The sequence below is a fragment of the Kitasatospora sp. NPDC001664 genome (assembly GCF_053596675.1).
Genome location: NZ_JBSFGS010000020.1, coordinates 161344 through 176817 on the forward strand (window position 1 = coordinate 161344; position 15474 = coordinate 176817).

General features: G+C 73.8%; 13 protein-coding genes. 5 read left to right on the forward strand and 8 right to left on the reverse strand.

The window, feature by feature from the left end; all coding sequences use genetic code 11:
- Positions 1-96: 96 nt before the first annotated feature.
- The gene (locus ACWCYY_RS26860) at positions 97-516 is read right to left on the reverse strand and encodes a GlcG/HbpS family heme-binding protein (protein WP_449797509.1); all 420 of its coding nucleotides are present in this window, start codon (positions 514-516) and stop codon (positions 97-99) included.
- 32 nt (positions 517-548) lie between these two features.
- Entirely contained in the window at positions 549-1739 is a 1191-nt protein-coding gene (locus tag ACWCYY_RS26865; protein ID WP_449797510.1) for an MFS transporter, read from the reverse strand.
- Positions 1740-1934: 195 nt separating this feature from the next.
- On the opposite strand from ACWCYY_RS26865, the gene ACWCYY_RS26870 reads away from it, so the two are divergent.
- Both ACWCYY_RS26870 and ACWCYY_RS26875 read left to right on the forward strand, forming a co-directional pair.
- Complete coding sequence (locus ACWCYY_RS26870) at positions 1935-2405, forward strand: MarR family winged helix-turn-helix transcriptional regulator (protein WP_345279584.1); 471 nt, start codon at positions 1935-1937, stop codon at positions 2403-2405.
- 115 nt (positions 2406-2520) lie between these two features.
- Positions 2521-3510, forward strand: coding sequence for a DUF389 domain-containing protein (locus ACWCYY_RS26875; protein ID WP_449797511.1), 990 nt, complete (start codon positions 2521-2523; stop codon positions 3508-3510).
- Between the two features lie 87 nt (positions 3511-3597).
- On the opposite strand, the gene ACWCYY_RS26880 is transcribed toward ACWCYY_RS26875, so the two are convergent.
- On the reverse strand, positions 3598-5136 hold the full coding sequence (locus ACWCYY_RS26880) for a PP2C family protein-serine/threonine phosphatase (RefSeq protein WP_345279590.1): 1539 nt from the start codon (positions 5134-5136) through the stop codon (positions 3598-3600).
- A 247-nt stretch (positions 5137-5383) separates the two neighbouring features.
- Between ACWCYY_RS26880 and ACWCYY_RS26885 the strand changes: the two genes are divergently transcribed.
- Both ACWCYY_RS26885 and ACWCYY_RS26890 read left to right on the forward strand, forming a co-directional pair.
- Positions 5384-6157 (forward strand): class I SAM-dependent methyltransferase, encoded by a 774-nt coding sequence (locus ACWCYY_RS26885; RefSeq protein WP_345279592.1) that lies wholly within the window; start codon positions 5384-5386, stop codon positions 6155-6157.
- Between the two features lie 74 nt (positions 6158-6231).
- Positions 6232-6711 (forward strand): hypothetical protein, encoded by a 480-nt coding sequence (locus ACWCYY_RS26890; protein WP_345279594.1) that lies wholly within the window; start codon positions 6232-6234, stop codon positions 6709-6711.
- Between the two features lie 28 nt (positions 6712-6739).
- Here ACWCYY_RS26890 and ACWCYY_RS26895 read toward each other — a convergent pair whose 3' ends face one another.
- The 4 genes from ACWCYY_RS26895 to ACWCYY_RS26910 all read right to left on the reverse strand — a co-directional run bounded on the left by ACWCYY_RS26895 (position 6740) and on the right by ACWCYY_RS26910 (position 9539).
- Positions 6740-7378 carry a Sua5/YciO/YrdC/YwlC family protein gene (locus tag ACWCYY_RS26895; RefSeq protein ID WP_449797512.1) on the reverse strand — a complete coding sequence of 213 codons (639 nt, stop codon included), beginning with the start codon at positions 7376-7378 and terminating at the stop codon, positions 6740-6742.
- Positions 7375-8622, reverse strand: a complete 1248-nt coding sequence (locus ACWCYY_RS26900; protein WP_449797513.1) for a 2-isopropylmalate synthase — start codon at positions 8620-8622, stop codon at positions 7375-7377. Before ACWCYY_RS26900 ends, ACWCYY_RS26895 begins: the two co-directional genes overlap by 4 nt.
- A gap of 109 nt (positions 8623-8731) precedes the next feature.
- Positions 8732-9238 (reverse strand): hemerythrin domain-containing protein, encoded by a 507-nt coding sequence (locus ACWCYY_RS26905; RefSeq protein WP_449797514.1) that lies wholly within the window; start codon positions 9236-9238, stop codon positions 8732-8734.
- A 52-nt stretch (positions 9239-9290) separates the two neighbouring features.
- Entirely contained in the window at positions 9291-9539 is a 249-nt protein-coding gene (locus ACWCYY_RS26910; RefSeq protein ID WP_345279602.1) for a hypothetical protein, read from the reverse strand.
- Positions 9540-9682: 143 nt separating this feature from the next.
- Between ACWCYY_RS26910 and ACWCYY_RS26915 the strand changes: the two genes are divergently transcribed.
- A complete protein-coding gene (locus ACWCYY_RS26915; protein WP_345279604.1) occupies positions 9683-10708 on the forward strand; it encodes a hypothetical protein in 1026 nt (341 codons plus the stop codon).
- A 78-nt stretch (positions 10709-10786) separates the two neighbouring features.
- Here ACWCYY_RS26915 and ACWCYY_RS26920 read toward each other — a convergent pair.
- A partial coding sequence (locus ACWCYY_RS26920; protein WP_449797515.1) for a ricin-type beta-trefoil lectin domain protein occupies positions 10787-15474 on the reverse strand: 4688 nt, incomplete at its 5' end.

The following is a 15474-nucleotide window of genomic DNA, read 5'->3' on the forward strand; positions in this document are numbered from 1 at the left end:
CGGCGCAGTGTACCGAGCGGGTGCCGTGCCCCGGAGACCGGACGCGGCGCGGCCCCGCAGCGCGGGGGCTGCGGGGCCGCGCGGGGTGACGGGGGCTCAGAGGGCGGTGAGGGCCGTGGTCGCGAAGGCGTGGTCCTGGGCGGGGGCGCCGCCGCCGACGCCGAGGGCGCCGATGAGGTGGCCGTCGCGGTCGTGGACGGGGACGCCGCCGGCGATGAAGAGGAGAGGGCGGTCGAGGGCGGTGGTGAGGGAGTGGAACGGGCCCTCGGGCTTCACGAGGTCCACCAGATCGGCGGTGGGGGCGTTCAGCTGGAGGGCGGTGTAGGCCTTGCGGGTGCTGGTCTCGCCGGAGATCAGGACGGAGCGGTCGTCGCGGCGGAAGGCGAGCAGGTGCCCGCCCGCGTCCAGGACGGTGACGCTGACGGCGACTCCGGCGGCCTCGGCGGCGGCGCGGGCGGCGGCGACCAGGGTCTCGGCGGCGGCGGTGGTCAGCGGGGTGACGGTGGTGGTGCTCATGGTGGTTCCTTCGGTGCGGTGGTGACGGTTCGTCAGTGGTGGACGAGGGCGGGGGTGGGTACGGGGGCGGAGGCGGCCGGGGCGCGGCGCTCCAGGGCGGCGGACCAGAGGGCCAGCACCAGCGCGGCGGCGGCGAGCAGGGCGCCCACCCAGTTGGGGGCGGTGTAGCCGAGGCCGGCCGAGATGACCATGCCGCCGAGCCAGGCGGCCAGCGCGTTGCCGAGGTTGAAGGCGCCGATGTTGACGGCGGAGGCCAGGGTGGGGGCGCCGTGGGCTTGGTCCAGGACGCGCTTCTGCAGCGGTGGGACGGTGGCGAAGCCGAGGGCGCCGACCAGCAGGACGGTGACGGCGGCCAGGACCTTGCTGTGTGCGGTGAGGGTGAAGAGGGCGAGCACGACCGAGAGGCCGCCGAGGGTGGTGTAGAGCATCGGCATCAGCTTGCGGTCGGCGTAGCGGCCGCCGAGCAGGTTGCCGAGGAACATCCCGACGCCGAACAGGACCAGCAGCCAGGTGACGGAGCCCTCGGAGTAGCCGGCCACGTTGGTCATCATGGGCGCGATGTAGGTGATGGCGGCGAAGACCCCGCCGAAGCCGAGCACGGTCATCGCCATCGCGAGCAGCACCTGCGGGTTGCGGAAGGCCGTCAGCTCGCGGCGCAGGTGGGCGCCCTCGGGGCGCGGGGTGGCGGGGACCAGGCGGGCGATGCCGAGCAGGCCGGCCGCGCCGAGCACGGCGACCCCGGCGAAGGTGGCCCGCCAGCCGACGGCCTGGCCGATGAAGGTGCCGAGCGGGACGCCGACGATGTTGGCCACCGTCAGACCGGTGAACATGGTGGCGATGGCGCCGGCCTTCTTCTCGGGGGCGACCAGTTCGGCGGCGACCACCGAGCCGATGCCGAAGAACGCGCCGTGGGCGAGCGAGGTGACGATCCGGCCGGCCAGCATCAGCGGGAAGGTGGGGGCGGCGGCGGAGAGCAGGTTGCCCACCACGAACAGGCCCATCAGCAGCATCAGCATGGTCTTGCGGCTGATCCGGGTGCCGAGCGCGGTCATCAACGGGGCGCCGACCACGACGCCGAGGGCGTAGCCGGTGACCAGCAGGCCGGCGCTGGGGATGGTGACGCCGTAGTCGGCGGCGATCTGCGGCAGCAGACCCATGATCACGAACTCGGTGGTCCCGATGCCGAATGCCCCGATGGCCAGGGCGAGGAGCGCGAGAGGCATGGCTGCCCTCCGTACGGTTGTTGCTTGTGCGCCTTACGTGCTTCGACAATAGTTGCAGGCGCGGGCAATCGGCAAATGCGGGCATCGCGCCAGAGATGGGGAAGCGCTTGCAGGGGCGTCCTACCGGCTCGGGCCGGTAGCGCCCTCGGGGCCGTATCCTGGGGGCTGATCCCGCAGACGGAAGGAGACCGGCCGATGACCGCCACCGACCCCGCGCTGACCGCCCTCGCCAACGGGTGGGGTGCCCTCTACGTGCTCTACGGCCGGATCGAGGCGCACGTCGAGCGCGCCCTCCAGGCCGAGCACGAGCTGAGCGTGCGCGAGTACTCCCTGCTCGACGTGCTCAGCCGCCAGCACGACGGCGAGGGCGGGCACCTGCAGATGAAGCAGGTGGCCGACGCGGTCGTGCTCAGCCAGAGCGCCACCACCCGCCTGGTGACCAGGCTGGAGGACCGGGGCCTGCTCGCGCGCTACCTCTGCCCCACCGACCGCCGGGGCATCTACACCAACGTCAGCGAGGACGGCCTCAGGCTCCTGGACGAGGCCCGGCCGACCAACGAGCGCGCCCTCCGCGAGGTCCTCGAAGAGGCGGCCCGCAACCCCGAGCTCGCCCCCCTGGTCGCAGCCGTCGAGGCCGTCAAGCCCCCGGTCCCGCTCCACTCCTGACGGCCCGTCGGTTTACCGCCCCCGGCCGGTCCGCTCCGCCGTGGGACGGCTCCGGACGGGTGGCGTTCCGGCCGATCCGGTGGTGGAGCGGCGCGTGCCGGCGCATGTATGACGGATGCTCGACGGACTGCGCAGCCTGGTGCTGCCCGCTCATCAGCGCCGGTCGCTGGACGACCTGGCGGAGGACCTCGACCTGTCCTTCGGCGACGTGGGGGCCAAGCGCTCGGCGTTCTGGACGATGTTGCTGCTCTCGGCGGTGATCGCCGCCGGGGGTGTGCTCACCGACTCCACGGCCACCGTGATCGGCGCGATGATCATCGCTCCGCTCTCCATGCCGATCATGGGCATCGCCCTCGGTGCGGTGCGCAGACGCGGCGGGTCGGCCGGGAGGTTCGTGCTCGGCGGGGCGCTGCTGGTGGTGGCCGTCGGGGCGCTGGCCTCGCTGGTGGTGCCGGCCTCCTACGACCTGCTGTCGGACAGTCAGGTGGCGGGCCGCACCTCGCCCGGGCTGCTGGACCTGGTGGCGGCCCTGGCCACCGGCTTCGCCGGAGCGGTCGCGCTGGCCCGCAAGGACGTGGCCGCCGTGCTGCCGGGGGTGGCCATCGCGATCTCCCTGGTGCCGCCGCTGGTGGTGGTCGGGGTCTGTGCCGGCCAGGGGGCCTGGTGGCTCTCGCTCGGAGCTTTGGTGCTCTTCCTCTCCAACCTGCTGGCGCTGGTCTTCGCCGGGATGGTGGTCTTCGCGGCCCTCGGCGGCACGGAGGCCGGCGGCGGGCCGCGGCGTCGGGGCTACCTGACGGTGGGTGCGCTGTTCGCCGCCGTCGGTCTGATGCTCGGGGCCAGCACCGCCGGGACGGTCCTGGTGCACCTGTGGACCGCCCGGACCGCGGACGCGGCGGCCGAGTGGCTCGCGGACACCCCGCAGGCGCAGGTGGTGGACACCCAGGCCCACTGGCGCACGCTCTACGTCACCGTCCGCACCCCGGACCCGCTCCCGCCGGTGGACCGTCTGCTCGCGTCCCTGGACGGCGAGGTGCCGGACGGCGTTCCGGTCGTGGTCACCACCACCGAGGGCCGCCGGATCGAGGCGGGCCGGGTCGGGGACTGAGGTCCACCCCAAGCGGGTCAGCCGCTCGCCGGTCCGCCCCTCGCCGTTGCGCCCCCGGCCGGTCCGGCCGGTCCGGCTGAGCCGCCGTCAGGCGGCCGGTGCGGCGGGCCGGGTGGCGATCAGGAGGCTGATGTCGTCCCGCTGCCAGTCGACGCCGAAGCCCTCCGCGGCACGGTAGAGCGCCCGGGTGACGTCGAGGGGTTCGCGCTCGGGGGTGGACAGGCCGCCGAGGAGGGCGGCCACCCGGTGTTCGCCGAACTCCTCGCCGTCCGCTCGGCGGCCCTCGGTCAGGCCGTCGGTGCACAGGGTCAGCAGGTCGCCGGGGTGCAGCTCGGTGGTGGCGGTGTGCCAGGTCCCCGGTGCGGGCTCCAGGAGCGGGTGGATCAGCGGGCCGGTGGCGGCCAGCCGCTCCACGGTGCCGTCGGCACGGAGCAGGAACGGCTCCCCGTGGCCCGCGTTCACCCAGCTCAGCGTGGACGCGGCCGGGTCGAGCACGGCCAGCGCGAGGGTGGAGAAGCGCTCGTCCTCGCCGCAGAGCGCCTGCCAGGCCGCCCGGACCGTGGTGTCCAGGTCCCGGCCCAGCCGCAGGCCCACCTCGACCACGGTCTTGAGCCGGACGGCCAGCAGGCCGGCCTCGATGCCGTGGCCGGAGACGTCGCCGAGGAAGACGGCGGTGGCACCGCCCGGCATCGGGAGCACGCCGAGCCAGTCCCCGGCGATCAGGCCCTCGGCGGCCACGATGTCGCCGTGCGCCCGCACGCCGGGCCCCGGCCGTTCGCCGGAGACCAGGATCTGACGCAGGCCCAGGGAGGTGGCCGCGTCCCGCTCCAGGGCCTCGCGGTCGCGCCGGGCGGCCCGGTCGGACTCGCGCTGCCGCTGCCTGGCCCCCTCGGCGCCGAGCCAGGCGCCGGCCATCCACCCGGTGTGCCGCCGCGGGGCCCGGCGCGGCTGATCGGTGCCTTCGCCCGCCGAGCGCCGCAGGTAGCTCTCCAACTCGCCGAGCGGCACCAGCATCCGCCGCCACACCAGGGCGAGCACGGAGCCCAGGAGGACGAACAGGGCGGCGGCGCAGGCGGAGAGGTTGAGGAGCATCCGGTCACGCCCGGCGGCCGCCCCGGACTGGGCCAGGTCGCTGTCCCGGCGGAGGTCCTTGGAGAGCTGCTGAACCTCGGTCAGCACCCGGTCCGCGTCCGGGGCGGGCGTCGAACCGCGCCACCGCTCGGTCTCCTCGGCCAGCCGGGTGGTCCCGGCCGCCAGTGCCGTCCCCTCGTTGAGGCGGACGAGGACGCCGGCCAGGCGCCGGGCCTGTTCGGCCTGGACGGTGCGGTGCTTCAGCAGTGCGGGCTCCCCGGTGATCCGGTGGTCGCGCTGGGCGGCCTCGCCCAGGTGGACCGTGACGACGAAGTCGTTCAGCAGCCGCCGGGTGGGCAGCAGCCGGGAGTCGAGCTGCGCCGACGAGGAGGCGGCGTCCTCGCGGTGCTCCACGGCGAGCAGGCCGCTGCCGGCGGCGAGTGCGACGGCCAGGCCCAGGCAGGACCAGAGCGCGGCCTTGGCGTGGCTGCGGCGAGGTGGGGCGGTGCGGTCGGGAAGGTCGGTGCCTCGGGGAGCGGTGGTGCGGCCTCTCACGGGAGTGATCCTGTCCGGGCGCCCCTGGTGGGGAAGGCTGCGGTCGCACGATCCGCAGGGCCGCGGTCCCGTCACGCGGCGACGCCTCCACTTCCACGGTGACAAGAACCGGCTAACGCCCGGAGGGGACCAAGGTCACCTGTCCGCCCGGGATCCCGGGCGGACAGGTGACCTCCGGCCTGTGTGCCGCGGTGCGGTGGTGGTGCCTGCCACGCTTGGCGGACGGGCCGACGGGTGGAGGGTTCAGGTGGAGTTGCTTCCGGAGATCAGTGGCTTCTACGGGCGGGGGGACGAGGCGGGGAGGCTCACCTCGGGGCGGACCACGGGGACCTTGGAGTTGGTGCGGACGAGGGAGTTGCTGGGGGCTCGGCTGCCGGGGGCGCCGGCCTCGGTGCTGGACGTCGGGGGCGGGCCGGGGGTGCATGCGCGGTGGCTGGTGGAGGAGGGCCACCGGGTGGTCGTGGTGGACCCGGTGGAGGGGCACGTACGGCAGGCCAGGGCGCAGGGGCTGACCGCGTGGGTGGGGGACGCGCGGGAGCTGGCGCAGGACGACGGGTCGTTCGACGTGGTGCTGATGCTCGGCCCGCTGTACCACCTGCCGGACGGGGCGGACCGGGAGAGGGCGTGGGCGGAGGCCTGTCGGGTCGTCAGGCCGGGCGGGGTGGTGGCCGCGGCCGGGCTCAACCGGTACGCCAAACTGCTGGACCTGGAGTCCGAGGTGGCCCTGGAGATCGCGGAGACCGGTCTCAGGAGCCGTCCGGACGGACCCACCTCGTACTACCACGACCCGGCGGAGCTGGCGGCCGAGGCACGGCGGGCCGGGCTCGGTGGGATCGCGGTCCACGGGGTGCACGGGCCCCGGTTCGAGGCGCTGCGGGCGGAGGAACGCCGCACCGGGCGACGGGACTTGGGGGAACGGGCGCTGCGGGCGGCGTTGGCCGCCGCGCGGTTCGCGGACCGGCGGCCGGAGTTGGTGGCGGTCTCGCTGCACCTGCTGGTGATCGGGGAGCGGGAGGAGTGAAGTCGGTTTGTAGGACCGGGAATTCACTCCTGTCGGTGCTGGGCCGAGATGCGCGCGGGTGGTGGACTTCAGGCATGAACCGTTCGAGTGCGATGCGACGTGTGGTGGCGGCTGCCCTGGTGGTGGGCGGATGTCTGGCGGTGGTGCCCGTGCAGGCGGTGGCGGCGCCGTCGGTGAGGGTCGGGATCGGGGTCGACAGCGAGGTGCGGGCCGGGACGCCGGCGGCGCAGCAGGTGCTGACGTTCTTCGAGGAGTACCGGGCGGCCGTGCTGGGGGAGAGCGGGGAGGATCCGCGGGCGGTGCGGGAGCGGTACCTGCTGCCGCAGCTCAACTACCGGCTGGACGCCTGGGCCCGGCAGAACGACGCGGATCCGGTGTTCCGGGCGCAGAACGTGCCGGGGAACTGGCGGGTGCACGAGGAGAAGCAGGAGTACGGCTACGCCTCGGTGCGGCTGACGGAGGTCTGGGGCGAGCAGTCCGACCAGGACGTCTGGTACGCCGTGCGCCTGACGGACCGGAAGATCGCGGAGATCAACGACCAGCCCGCGTTCTGACCGGCTCCTGGACGGCCCGGCGGCCCGGTCACCCCGCCGGGCCGTCCAGGTAGGCGCTCCGGACGTGGGCCAGGTAGGCGGCCGGGGAGGCGAAGGGGCGGTCCTGGGCGCCGTGGCGGTGCAGCTCCAGGCGGCCGTCGGCGTGCAGGCGCAGGGTGGTGGTGGCCGCGCGGTCCGAGGGCGGAGCGGCGGAGGCGAGGACGGGGACCTCGGGAGGGAACATCGCCAGCGCCTCGGCGGCGGTGGCGGCCGGCGGCCGGCCGGTGCGGTTGGCGCTGCTGACGTAGAGGACGGGGTGGTCGTCGAGCAGCGGGAGGACGGGCTCCCAGCGGGCGCCGAAGAGCATGGTCCAGCCGTCCCGGGTGGCCGGGGCGAGCCAGCCGGGGGGCTCGGCGAGCAGGGGGAGGAGGAGGGTGACGCGCTCCTCGGCGAGCAGGCGGCGGACCCCGGGGGTGAGGCCGAGGGTGCCGTCGAGGGCGGCGAGGGTGTGCGGGTGGTGGGCCCAGAGCGCGACGGCCTGGTCGGCGGGGCGGCCCTTGGCGGCGTTGACGGCGAGCGGGTCGGTGCCGGCCACCACGTGGGTGAGCGGGGCGGGGTTGGGGAGGACCACGGCGGAGCCCCGGTGGAGGGCGGCACGGACCGCCTCGGCGGTCTGAGGGACGGTCACTTCGCTGCCTCCCGGGAGCCGTCGGACTGCAGGCCGTCGAGGTAGGCGGCGAAGGCCTCGTCCTCCACCACGGCGCGGCCGGTACGGTACACCCTGGCCTTGGCCCAGGCCATCGCCGTCCGGGCCCGCTCCTCGTCGAGGCGGTGGCCGAGGCGGGTGGCGACGGCCTGGACGACGCGGGCGTTGGCGAGGTGGGTGAGCACCACGTGCGGGGCGGTGCCGAGCACCCGCTCGTGGTCGTAGGGCTGGAAGAGCCGCGGATCGACGAACGGCGTGCCGGTGGAGATGGTGCCGACACCGGTGCCGACCACCGGCATGGTGACCGTCAGGGGGTGGCCGGTGTGCTCGGCGACCGCCCGGGCCAGCCGGGGCAGGGCGGTCAGGTCGGGGGTGGTCCACCAGGCGGGGGCGTCGGTGCCCAGCAGGGTGGCGGCACGGGCCGGGTCGTGGGCGAGGAGCAGCAGGAGCTGCTCGGTCGCGGGCAGTCCGCTGCGTTCGGCGAGGCCGAGCCAGGAGGCGGAGACCACCCGGACGCCGGTGCGCAGCGCCTCCACCGTGTTGGCCAGGCCGAGGCCGAGGTCGTTGTGGAGATGGGTGGCGAGCACCACGTCCGGGCCCGCCCCGGCCGCGACGGCGGTGAACATCTCCGAGGCCTCGGTGGGGAGTTGGCGTCCCACGGTGTCGGCCAGCACCACCGTGGACGCGCCCGCCGCCGTCAACTCGCCCGCCTGGGCGGCCATCAGGGCGTGGTCGGCCCGCGCGGCGTCCGCGAAGCACAGGTCGACGGCCACGGAGGCGTCCACGTCCCGGGCCTGCTTGACCAGTTCGGCCGCCGACTCCAGCGCGGTGCGGGCGGACTGGCGGGTCATCACCCGTGCCATCGCCTCGGAGGCGGGGACCACCACCATGACCCGGGCGTGCGCGCTGCCCCGGACCGAGGCGACGGCCTGCCGCACGTCCGCCGTCCGCCCCCGGCAGACGGCCGCGACGCTCACCGACCCTTCGGCCTCCGCCGCGACCCGGCGCACCGCCTCGTACTCCTCGCCGCAGACGGCCGGGAACCCGGCGGCGAACACCACGTGCCGGGGCCCGTCGGCACCGAACATCCGGCCCTGCTCCACGGCCAGCCGCACCCGGAAGTCCGCCGACATCAGCGTCTTCGCCTGCGCGCCGTCCCGGGCGGACTCCTCCCAGAGCACGACCCGCCCCGCCCGCGCCGACTCCCGTATCAGATCGTGTTCCATGGGCACGCACCCTAGGGCGCCGCCGGCCCGGCCCGGGGCGGAGTGGACGGAACGGGGTCGTACGGCCGGGGAATTCGACGATCCGCTTGCGGACGAGGGCCCGGGGCCGCTAATGGATCACCGGGTGGTCCGGGTGGTCCGGGTGGTCCGGGTGGTCCGGGCGGTCCGGGCGGTGGACGGTCTGCCAGGCGGCCATCGCGGTGTCCCACTGGTCGCCGGTGAGCGCGGTCAGGGCGGCGGGGAAGAGCCCGTCCTCCTCCTTGGCGATGTGGTGGTGCAGCTCCTCGGCCGCCGCGACGAACGCGGCCCGCTGGTCGGGCAGGTGGAGGTCGAGGCGTCCGAGGAAGGCGGCCAGTTCGCGGTGCTCGGCGATGAGCGCCCCGACGTACGCGGCGTACTCCGGATCGCCACCCATCACCCGGAAGAGACCGCGCTCCTCGCCGTCCCAGTGCGCGCGCAGCTCCTCGGCCATCCGGGCCGCCAGCCGCCCGGCCCCGTCGAGGTCGCCCCGCTCCAGCAGGCGGACGGCCTTCCCGGCGAGGTCGGTCACCGACTCGTGCTCGGCGATGAACTCCTTGATCAGCGGGATCTCGCGGCAGCCGCAGTAGTGGCACATGCCCCGATCGTGGCCGCCGCGCGGCCGAGCGGGGCCACGGCGCGCCGGTCGCTCAGAGGACGTTGTGCTGGACGAAGCTGTGCCGGCAGGTGGGGCGTGCGCAGTGGTTGATGTCGGGGGGCGTGCGCGGCTTCCAGGACTCGCAGTCGCAGCGGAAGCAGAAGTCGCCGCCGGTGGGGTCGAAGTCGAGGCCGTCGGCCGCGAGCTTGGCGCGGGCCTCGCGCAGGGCCCGTTCGAGGCGCTCGGCGACTTCGTGGCGGGTCTTGAGCTGGTCGTCGGTCAGTCCGTGCCGGGATGTCATGGTGGACCTCCGTCGAGGCGGTTCGTCTGCCTCCTCCCACTTCAACACCGCCGGGCACCGGGCGACAGCCGACGGGACGGTCCGCCACGCCGTACGGCTCGGCGAGGACGCCCCGGGCCGGGCCTGCGGACAGAATGGCGCCCGTGAGACTCGACACCGCACGGGCCGCCGCCCGCCACTGGATCACCACCGAGGGCCGAACCCGCTCCGGCTACCTCGGGGCGTACCTGACCGGTTCGACCACCGCACTGCCCGCCGGAGCCGAACTGCCGCAGGGCCCGGGCCTGGACGTCGTGCTCGTCACCGCCGAGGAGGGGGAGGGCCCGCGGCACGACAGGGTCGAGCACCAGGGGGTGCCGCTGGAGGTGACGTACCTGCCCCGGGAGCGGATCGACTCCGCCGAACGGGTGCTGACGGACCACCACCTGGCGCCCGGGCTGCGGCACGGCGTGGTGGTCGACGACCCGGGCAGGGTGCTGGGCGGGATCCAGCGGGAGGTCGCGGCGCGGTTCGCCGAGCCGGACCTGGTGCGGGCGCGCTGCCTGAGCGTCCACGAGGAGATCACCACCGGGCTCGGCCACCACGATCCGGCGCTGCCCTGGTACCGGCAGGTGGCCGGCTGGCTCTTCCCGACGGCCGCCACCACCCACCTGGTGCTCGTCGCGGCCCTGCGGGACCCGGCCCTGCGGCTGCGCTACCTGCGCGCCCGTGAGGCGCTCGCCGAGCTCGGCCTCGCCGAACGCTACCCGGAGCTGCTGCGGCTGCTCGGCGCCGAGGACCTGACCCCCGGTCAGGTCCGCCACCACCTCGACACCCTGGCCGTCACCTTCGACGAGACCGTGGCGGCGGCCCGCACCCCCTCCCCGTTCGCCGCCGAGATCTCCCCGCAGGCCCGTCCGGTCGCCGTCGACGCCGCCCACCACCTGGTCGCCCGGGGCGACCACCGCGAGGCGATGTACTGGACGGTGGCCACCTTCGCCCGCTGTCACGCCGTGCTGGCCGTCGACGCCCCGGACGCCCACGAACGCCTCACCCCGCACTTCACCGCCGCCGTCGCCGACCTCGGCATCAACACCGCCACCGACCTGACGGCCCGCCGCAAGGCCACCCTCGCGGCGCTGCCCGCCCTGCGGCAGCTGACGGAGCGGATCATCGCGGGCGGGAACTGACGTGCCGGAAAAGGAAGGGAGGGTGGTGAGGGGACGGGTCGCCCCGTCCCCTCACCACCCTCCGGCGTGGTCAGTGAGCTACAGCCCGAGGGTGACCCGGGCGTAGAGGATCAGGTAGGCCGCGAACTTCGCCATGATCGAGAATCCGTTGAGGGAGCCCTGCCAGATGGCTGCCCTGGCGGTCTGGACCTGCGCCATGGTCGCCTTGCCCGCGGTCTTGGTTCCGCTCCAGGCCTTCCCGGTGGCGTACCCCGCTGGGCCCGTGCCCCCGTGGGTGGCCTTGAACGCACTGCCGAACATACCGCTCTGGGCCGAGGACAAGAGGTAGTTGACGGCCTCCGGACCGGTGGTCTTGTGTCCCATCGCCTTGTCGGCGACGAGGTGGAGGGGAGTCCCGATAAGCGCCGCGGCGCTGACGCCGACCACGATCGTGCAGCCCACCTCGGCTTCGGCGGCGCCGCAGGACGAGTACGCGATCGTGCTCGCCACCATGCCGACACCGAGGTTGATGGCCTGGTGGACGACGTAGTCCTTGTGGGCCGCCCAGAGGTGCGCGCCCTTGCAGCTGCCGTTGGAGTTCTTCCCGGTCACGCAGAAGCGCCCGCTGAGGTCGTAGCTGCCCAGCGGATCGCCGTAGACGTAGTCGTAGGCGTTGGCGTTGCCGCCCGCGACCGGATCGGTCGACAGGAAGCGGCCGGTGCCCGTGCTGTAGAGGCGCACGCCCATCAGGACGACGCCGTCCAGTGCTTCGGCCGAGCGCTGCTTGCCGCCCAGCCAGCCGTAGCGGGTCGCGCCCTGGCCGGCGGCGGGGGCGCCGAACTCGTCGAAGTCCAGCGCGACCGGTGCGGTCAGGGCGGGGTCGGTGTCGACCACGACGCTGCCGAAGAGGTTGGTGAGCTGGAGCCGGACGGTCCCGGTGCTGGTGACGGTGGCCATGAGGTCACCGCCGGGCCCCTGGACGTTGCGGGTCCAGGTGCCCGTGGTGGTGTCCTCGACCGTCCATCGCGGCCTGTCGGTGTCGTCGCCGTAGTGGTCGAGGCGGGAGGTGCTGGTGGACCAACTGCCGTCCGTCTGCTTCTTGCTGACGGTGCGTGCGGCGGTCCGTCCGGCCGGGTCGGCACTCCAGGACTGCCGGGTGTCGGCGTTCTCCTGGCCGACGGCGAGGTCGTTCACCGCGTACGAGAGCACGGTGCCGCTCGGGGTCCGGGTGGTCCGGCCGAAGGCGTCGTACTGGTAACCCGGGTCGGTGATCCGGTCCGCGCTGTCGTAGGTGTGTGCCTCGGTGGCCGGTGCGGCGGTGGAGCAGCCTCCGTTCGCCGCCGGCCCGGACACGGACCGGGCGGTGCGGTTGAAGTGGGTGTCGTAGGTGTAGGACCGGGTGGTGCATCCGGTACCGGAGGAGCTCTGCTCGGCCTTGACGATCCGTCCGAGGCGGTCGTAGGCGTAGCTCTTGACCGACGTGGAACCCGAGTCCCGGTTCACCTGCCCCTGGGTCGAGACCTCCTGGGACTGCGACCAGATCACCGTGCCGTCCGAGGCGCGGGTGTAGGTCCGGGAGACGTAGGCGCCGGAGGCGTTGCGGACGTCCTTGCGGACGGTGCCGCCGGGGTAGACGAGCTCCTCGGCCTGGGCGTCCGGCCCGTACTTGACGGTGAACGTCCCCGCCCGGCTGTCGGTCACCGAGGTGGCCATGCCGCGGGCTTCCTGGGCCCGGTCGTACGCGTAGGTGACGGTGCCGGTGGGGTCGGTGACCTTGGTCGGCTTGCCGTACCTGTCGTACTCCGTGCTGGTGGTGCCCCCGTCGCCGTCGGTGTACGAGACCACCCGGCCGAGCTGGTCGATCACCTTGGTCACCGACTTGGAGCCGGCGACGGTCCGGAGCGTCGCCCCCATCGCGGGGTCGTACTCGGTGACGGTCTTCGGCACCGCCTGGCCCTCGGTACCGGTCACCTCGGAGGACAGGGGCCGGCCGGCGGCGTCGTAGACGCCCGTCGTGGTCCGGGTCTTGCCCGCGTTGGTCTCGACGGTCTCCTCGACGTCGTCGAGCCGGGAGTAGCGGGTGATCCGCTTGACCGGCAGGGTCGTGGGCATCCGTGCCGAGTCCGCACCGGTGATCGCGCCGCCGGGGCCGTTGGTGCAGAGCAGACCTGCCCACTCGGGACGGTTGCCGCAGGCAGCGTCGGCGGCGTTGGCCCCGGAGGTCCAGTACACCGTCTTCACGGTGCCGGCGTCGGTGGTGGTGGCGCCGGGTTGACGGACCTCCTCCGGGTGGCCGTGCTGGCCGAGGCGGGTCGTGGTGGTGAGCGCCTGGCCGGCCGCGTCGGTGGTCACCGAGGTCGGGGTCCTCAGGACCCAGCCGGAGGTGCCGCCGATCGGGGTGCCGTAGCCGTTCTTGGTGACCCGGAGCTCGGCGTCGGTGGCGTAGCCGTCGATGCGGGCGCCGTCGGTGGAGGTGGTGATCAGGTGGTACGCCTTGCCGTCCGGCTTCCCTTCGTCGTAGGTGTTGGTGTTGTGGTCCCGGACCAGCACCGAAGTCCCGGCCGGAATGGTCGGGTTGACGGTGGTCTTGGTCAGGGTGAAGGTGTCGAAGCCCGCGTGGAACCGCTCGCCGGTGGAGGCGGTGTTGGTGCCGGTGACGAGCACCTTCAGTGAGTGGTCACCGCGGGTCAGGTGGATCGGTGCCCCGGTGGTGAACGGCGCCACCGCCGGCGCGGCCGCGTACTCGTCGACCGCGGAACCGAGGTTGGTCCCGTCGATCGACAGCTGCACCACGCCGTTGTCGGTGGACTTGGTGAGCTGCCCGCTGAGGACGTAGTCGCCCTCCTCCGGCACGCTCACCCGCACCGTGTCCTCGGCACCGGCGGCCGTACCGCGCAGGCTCAGCTGCGCACCGCCCGACCAGGTGACGCCGCAGCAGTTGGCGTCCATCTGCAGCGGGTAGTTGGCGCCCAGCTGCGGCAGGGTCTCCGCCTCCGAGGTGACGGTGACCGGGTTGGTCTGCCCGGCCATGGTCTCGGCCAGCGCGGCCCGGTACTGCGGACCGAGGGTCTCCAGGACGTCCAGACCGTCGTTGGACCAGGTGGTGCGGGAGTCGAGCAGCCGTGCCCGGTCCGCCGGGGCGGCGGGCAGTGCCAGCTCCGCGGCGAACCTCGCCGCGTCGGGGTGGGCGCCGAGCGCGATCGAACGGTTGGTGGCGTCCAGGGACCTGACGACGTGTCCGTACCGGTCGTACTCCGCGGTGGCGATGTCACCCTTGGCGGTCACCGACGGCGTGGCGGTGTTGACCTCCAGGCCCGAGGCGTTCAGGTAGTGGACCGCAGCCGGCTTGTAGCCGTCCGCTCCCGGCGAGGACGGGGTCGCGGTGTTCACCGCCGGGTCGGCGTCGGCGCCGAAGACGGCGGTCGCGTCGGTCGGCGCGTCGGTCTGCGCCCACTGCGCGACGTCGGCACCGGACATGTCGTACGGACCGCCCGCGCCTCGGGTCAGCGGGACGGAGTACACGACCTCGGTGGCCGCCTCGCCGTTGACCTGGTTCGTGCTGCCCGGGGCCAGCGTGCCGCGCCGGACCTTGAGCAGCCGGTTCGCGTCCTGGTCGGAGCCGGCCGGGCCGTACTCCAGGTCCCAGGGCAGCTGGCCGGGCGGGGTGACCTTGCTGACCCGGCCCGCGGTGTCGTAGCCGTAGGTCGTCCTCAGCGGGGTCGCCAGGCGCGGGTCCCAGGTCTGCACCAGGCGTCCGCGCTCGTCGTACAGGTAGTGCGCGACCTCGACGGCCTCCTGCTTGGAGGTGGCCGGGTTCCACGACCAGACCTTCACCGAACGGACCCGGTCGGTGAAGTCACCGGGCGTGCCCGCCACGGCGGTGGTCGCGGTGGCGTAGTCGTAGTCGAGCACCTTGCAGCCGCGCGGCAGCGGATCGACCGTGCAGTGGTTGCGGTCGTCCACGCCGGCTTCGACCGGCGGGACCACCCGCTTGGGCAGGGCGCGCCCGTCCGTGGTGTCGTACGAGATCCGGGTGGCGAAGCCGGTGTCCGGCCCGGTCTCGCCGGTCACCAGGTAGACCTCGGAGCCGGCCTGCCGCGCGAAGGTCGTGGTGGTGCCGTCGAGGTCGGTCAGGGTGTAGGTGGTGCCCTTGGTCTGGACGTCCCAGAGCTGCCAGGCGCCGCCCCAGCAGTTCCAGATCACGCCGCCGCGGTAGGCGTCCAGGCACTTGCCGGACTGACGGTTCACCAGCGACTTGTTCGCCTGGAGGTCCCAGAGCTGGTTGGGGGAGCCGGATCCGCAGCTCCACAGGGTGACCGCGGTGTCGTCGGCGGTGGCGCCCCAGGGGTTGTCCAGGCAGTAGCCCTGGATCCGCAGGGTGTGGTCGTCCTCGTAGGTCCACTGCTGGTTCGCCGCCCCGGTGCAGGGGGCGTACTGGAGCGTGGCGCCGTTGTACGGGGCGCCGTTCGGCACCTGGAGGCACTGGCCGAAGGAGGTGACCACCGCGCCCGAAGCGGCTGTGGTGGTCTTCAGGGTGAGCTGCTCCGCCCCGGGCTGGGGGAAGAAGCTGCCGTCGTTGCCCTTGGCGAAGGTGACCACGGTGTCGTTGGTGTACTTGACCTCCACCAGGTCGGAGGCCGGGTAGGAGAGCGAACGGTACGCCGACCCGGTGCCCGCGTCGGGGCCGCCGGACCACTGCGGGCCGAACGGGGCGACGATCTCCTTCAGCGAGAGGTCGTCGAAGTAGACCTCCTTGCCGGTGCCGGCGGCGAAGCCGTTGAACAGCC

Excerpts from the sequence above, each read along its gene's own strand:
- ACWCYY_RS26860 (WP_449797509.1), bottom strand. The coding sequence starts at position 516 with ATGAGCACCACCACCGTCACCCCGCTGACCACCGCCGCCGCCGAGACC.
- ACWCYY_RS26865 (WP_449797510.1), bottom strand. The coding sequence starts at position 1,739 with ATGCCTCTCGCGCTCCTCGCCCTGGCCATCGGGGCATTCGGCATCGGG.
- ACWCYY_RS26870 (WP_345279584.1), top strand. The coding sequence starts at position 1,935 with ATGACCGCCACCGACCCCGCGCTGACCGCCCTCGCCAACGGGTGGGGT.
- ACWCYY_RS26875 (WP_449797511.1), top strand. The coding sequence starts at position 2,521 with ATGCTCGACGGACTGCGCAGCCTGGTGCTGCCCGCTCATCAGCGCCGG.
- ACWCYY_RS26890 (WP_345279594.1), top strand. The coding sequence starts at position 6,232 with ATGAACCGTTCGAGTGCGATGCGACGTGTGGTGGCGGCTGCCCTGGTG.
- ACWCYY_RS26900 (WP_449797513.1), bottom strand. The coding sequence starts at position 8,622 with ATGGAACACGATCTGATACGGGAGTCGGCGCGGGCGGGGCGGGTCGTG.
- ACWCYY_RS26905 (WP_449797514.1), bottom strand. The coding sequence starts at position 9,238 with ATGTGCCACTACTGCGGCTGCCGCGAGATCCCGCTGATCAAGGAGTTC.
- ACWCYY_RS26910 (WP_345279602.1), bottom strand. The coding sequence starts at position 9,539 with ATGACATCCCGGCACGGACTGACCGACGACCAGCTCAAGACCCGCCAC.